The organism is Deltaproteobacteria bacterium (assembly GCA_005879795.1).
Taxonomy (GTDB): domain Bacteria; phylum Desulfobacterota; class Binatia; order DP-6; family DP-6; genus DP-6.
Genome location: VBKJ01000081.1, coordinates 1 through 4,731, shown reverse-complemented (window position 1 = coordinate 4,731; position 4,731 = coordinate 1). Strand labels below are relative to the sequence as shown.

The following is a 4,731-nucleotide window of genomic DNA, read 5'->3' as shown; positions in this document are numbered from 1 at the left end:
CCCGAGAACCCGCCGCCGCTACGGGACTGTCCGCCGCTTCCGCCCTCGCGCGGCTTCGCCTCGCTGACGTTGATCTGCCGGCCGGCGACGTCGCGGCCGTTCAGACTCGAGATGGCCTTGCCGGCCTCGCTCGCCGAGCTCATCTCGACGAAGCCGAAGCCACGCGAGCGACCGGTATCGCGGTCCGTGACCACGGTCGCCGACTCACACGTCCCCATTTCGGAGAACAGAGTCTCGAGGTCCGCGCTCGTGGTGTCAAAGGATAGGTTCCCGACGAATATCTTCTTGCCCATAGCATTCTCCTGCCCCCTACGGGGCGACTCTTGATTTTGTCGCAGTTGCCTGAGCGAGAAGCCGAGATCGTCGGAGGGAAGCGACGGAGGGGATCGCGCGCAAACAAGAGGACGGAACCCCTTATCGTCTCATTCCGTCCGCTGCGCAACCCTCGGATCCTCGACGATGGGGGCTCCGAGTCTTAAGTCGGGCGAGCGCCACGCCCACGGACGACGGCGCACCGATGGCCAGCTCGGCTCGCCGGAAGCGCGACCACCGTGACTTCCACGGTGTCCCCAATCGACACGATCTGCCGCGGATGGGACACGACGAGATGCGCCCCTGTGCGCCGGGGTTCAGCGGTCACCGCTGCGGCGAATACCGCTGCCCGAAGTGTGGCCTGGAATCGTGGTTCGGCGATTCTTGCCGCCCCCGGCTGCGTCGGTGGGCCGAGGGCCCTCGTCGAGGATCTCGATCTCCCCGGCGTCGACGAGCTGCTTGAGCCGCGCATGCTCGACGGCGTTCGAGGAAATTTGTCCGGTCTTTCCAGGGCCGAGATGTAGGGTCTTACCGCCGGGCAACGGGACGCTCAGGGGCCGCTGAGTCTTGTTGCTGACGGTCTTCATCGCTGCCTCCCTGTCTGGACTATCTCTTGCCCTTGGGTGGAATCGGCTGGCTTTGGTTGTCCTGCTTGGACTTCGCCGCGGCCACGCCCTCTGCCTTGGCGGCGTCCTTCTGCTTCTGGCCGCGCTGTTTCGACTTGGGTGACTTGTCGCCCATGGATGCCTCCGTTCGATGGCGGAAGCCATCTGTACGACGATTGCAGTCGCCGCGTCAAAGAACGACCGAGGTCGATCCAGTGAGAGCCGTGGTCGGGTCAGCCGAGCACGACGCGCACCCGGTGCGTCGCGCCGTCGTCAGCGAGCGCGATCGCCGCGCCGCCCGCAAGCGGCGCGCCGTCGAGCTCGACGCGCGATATCCCACGCGTCACGCCGCCGGGGTTCTCGACCGTGATCTCGTAGTTGGCCGAGTGGTGGCGGAAGCGGATCTCGAAGCCGCGCCAGGCGCGTGGGATGCACGGGTCGAGGTGAAGCGCGCCGCCCCGGACGCGGAAGCCCAGGATCCACTCGATGCCGGCGCGATGCATCCAGCCGGCGGAGCCCGTGTACCAGGTCCAGCCGCCACGGCCCACGTGCGGTGGTTCGGCGTAGACATCGGCCGCCGCCACATAGGGCTCCACCTTGTAGCGGTGGACGCCGGCGCGCGTGCTGGTGTGGTTGATGGGGTTCAGGATCGCGAACAGCTCGCCCGCCTTGTCGCCGTCGCCGAGCGCCGCGAACGCGAGCACGGCCCAGAGGGCCGCGTGCGTGTATTGGCCGCCGTTCTCGCGCACGCCCGGGAGGTAGCCACGCACGTAGCCCGGATCACGCGGCGGGTGATCGAAGGGCGGCGTGAAGAGCAGAACCAGGCCGTCGCCGCGGCGCACCAGGTATTCCTCGACCGCCGCCATGGCGCGGGCCGCGCGGCTGCGGTCGGCGGCGCCCGAGATCACCCCCCACGACTGCGCGATCGAGTCGATGCGGCACTCCTCGTTGGTGACCGAGCCGAGCGGCGTGCCGTCGTCGAAGTAGGCGCGCCGGTACCAGTCACCGTCCCAGCCCTCCCTCTCGAGCGCCGCCTGGAGCGCGGTCACGTGCCGGCGCCAGGCGTTGGCGCGCTGGTGCTCGCCGCGCAGCTCGGCAAGGCGAGCGAACTCCCGGAGGGTGGTGTGCAGGAACCAGCCGAGCCAGACGCTCTCGCCCATGCCCGCCTGCCCGACGCGGTTCATGCCGTCGTTCCAGTCGCCGGTGCCCATTAGGGGAAGCCCGTGGCTCCCGACGAGCAAGCTGCGGTCGAGCGCCCGAGCGCAGTGCTCGAAGAAGGTGGCCCGCTCGCGCGCCAGGCCGGGCTCGAAGTACGCCTCCCCCTGGCCGGCGGCGAGGGCGGGCCCTTGGAGGAAGGGGACGACCTCGTCGAGCAGGCCGAGGTCGTCCGTCGCGTCGAGGTAATGGATGGTCGCGTAGGGCAGCCAGACGACGTCATCGGAGATGCGCGTGCGCGTGCCGCGGCCCGACGGCGGATGCCACCAGTGCTGCACGTCTCCCTCGACGAACTGGCGGCTGGCGGCGCGCAGCAGGTGCTCGCGCGCCACCTCGCGCTTCGAGACCGCGAGCGCCATCACGTCCTGGAGTTGATCGCGGAAGCCGTAGGCGCCGCCGGCCTGGTAGAACGCCGAGCGCGCCCAGACGCGGCAGGCGAGCGTCTGGTAAAGGAGCCAGCGGTTGAGGAGCACGTCCATCGACCGGTCGGGGGTCTTCACCTGCACGGCGCCGAGGATGTCGTCCCAGCGCGTGGTGACGGCGTGCAGGATGGCGTCGAGGTCGGCCGTTCGGTAGCGCGTGACGAGCGTGCGCGCCTCCTCGGCGGTGGCCGCCTGTCCGAGGAGGAAGACGACGGTCGCGTGGCCCCCGGGGGGCAGCTCGACCGTCGCCTGGAGCGCACCGCACGGGTCGAGGCCGGCCCCGACCCTGCGGGAGAGCGGGCGGCCGCGCTCGAGGGCTGCGGGGTGATCGAGGGTGCCGTTGCGGCCGAGGAACTCCGTGCGATCACCGGTCCACGCGGTCTGCCGCCCGCCGAGGTCGGCGAACGCGACACGGCCCGCGAACTCGGGGTTCCACGGGTTCCGCGCCAGCAGCGCGCCGCTGCCGGCGTCGAGCTCGGTGACCAGGTGTGGCGCCGAGGTGCTGCGGGAGACGCTCAGCACCCACTCGACGTACGCCGTGACCGAGAGCCGCCGCGGGCGGCCGGAGCGGTTCTCGATAGTCAGCCGTGACACCTTGACCGGGTCTTCGGGCGGGACGAACTGGAGCAGGTCGAGCATGATTCCGTGCGAGGTGTGCTCGAAGTGGCTGTAGCCCTGGCCGTGCCGGACGACGTAGGGCCACGCCTCCTCGCGGATCGGGAGGACGGTCGGGCCCCAGAGCTCGCCGCTCTCCTCGTCGCGGATGTAGAGCGTCTCGCCCGGCGGATCGCTCACTGGATCGTTCGACCACGGCGTGAGCTGGTTCTCGCGGCTGTTGACCGACCAGGTGTAGCCGCTGCCGGACTCGGAGACCTGGAAGCCGAAGCTCGGGTTCGCCACCACGTTGACCCACGGTGCCGGCGTCCACTGCCCCTCACCCAGGACCGTGACGTACTCGCGGCCGTCTGCCGCGAAGCCGCCGAGGCCGTTGAAAAACTCGAGATCCGGCCGCGGCGGCGCCGCCTCGGGCGCAGGCCGGGCGTTGGCACGCCGCATGGCCGGCATTGACGCCGCGGCCTCCGTGGGCTCCACGCGCGCCACCTGCTCGGAGAGCGTGCCGTGGCGACTGAGCAGCACGATCCGTGCGGCACTCTGCACCACGAGTCGATCGGCGGGCGAGAGCCGGTCCCCGCGCAGGATGAACACCGCCCCGTGCGGCCGGTGCTCCTCGTGCCCGAGCTTCGACTGGCTCAACCGGACGAGGGCCTCCAGCGCCGCCTGGAGGTCCTGGGCGTAGGAGGCGCCCTGCTCATTCACGATCACGAGGTCGACGGCGACCTGCTTCAGCCGCCAGTACTCGTGCGCGCGCAGGAGCTGACGGACGATCTCCTGGTCGTCGGCGTCGTCGATCCGCACCAGCACGATCGGCACGTCGCCGGAGATGCCGTGCGGCCAGAGGGCCGACGGGCCGCCGCTGGCACGGCGCAGCACCTCGGGCGAGGGCCGCAGCGACGGGTCCGCGTAGAGGATGCGGTTGCCGAGGCGCTGGAAGAGGTGGGCCTCGTCGGGCTCGATGCCGAGGTGGCGGAGCTGGACCTGGGCCTGGGTGCGGGCGAGCGTGACCACGCGCTCGAAGGTCGCCGGATCGCGGTACTTGTCGGCGAGGGCGACGATGGCCTCCCGCGTGGCGGCCACCACGGTGGAGAACGTGACGCGCGCGCTGGCGCCGGCCGCGAGCCGGATGCGCGGCCGCAGGCTGAAGATCGGGTCGAGCACGGGGCCCGCGGTGTTGGAAAGCGGGCGGCCGTCGATCACCGACATGGGCGTGCGGATGCTGCGCCCGCGGCCGAGGAACCGGGCCCGGTCGGTCTCGTACTGGATGCCACCCACCGTGTGCTGGTCGACCGCCACGACGTGCGCTGCCCAGACCGGCGGATCCTCGGGGGACCGCGGGCGGCGGGTGGCGAGGAGGGTGTTCCCCACCGGGTCGGCTTCGGTGTGCACGAAGAGGTTCGAGAACACGGGATGGGCCGCGTCGGCCGCCGGCGGCGCGAGCACGACCTCGGCGTACGAGGTCAGCTCGATCTGGCGGGTCCGCCCGCCGAGGTTCGTGATGGTCACCCGACGTACCTCCGCGTCGTCCTCGGGCGACACCACCACCTCGAGCGTCGTCGCGA

3 protein-coding genes are annotated in these 4,731 nt (G+C 70.9%); all 3 read right to left on the bottom strand.

What is annotated here, in order from left to right; all coding sequences use genetic code 11:
* Positions 1-293, bottom strand: a 293-nt coding sequence (locus E6J59_04400) for an RNA-binding protein (protein TMB22204.1), incomplete at its 3' end; no start/stop codon positions are given.
* A gap of 336 nt (positions 294-629) precedes the next feature.
* Entirely contained in the window at positions 630-899 is a 270-nt protein-coding gene (locus E6J59_04395; protein ID TMB22203.1) for a hypothetical protein, read from the bottom strand.
* Between the two features lie 251 nt (positions 900-1,150).
* A partial coding sequence (locus tag E6J59_04390) for a phosphorylase (protein ID TMB22202.1) occupies positions 1,151-4,731 on the bottom strand: 3,581 nt, incomplete at its 5' end.

What these genes read in the sequence shown, in the direction of transcription:
- E6J59_04395 (TMB22203.1), bottom strand. Translation starts at nt 899, where the DNA reads ATGAAGACCGTCAGCAACAAGACTCAGCGGCCCCTGAGCGTCCCGTTG.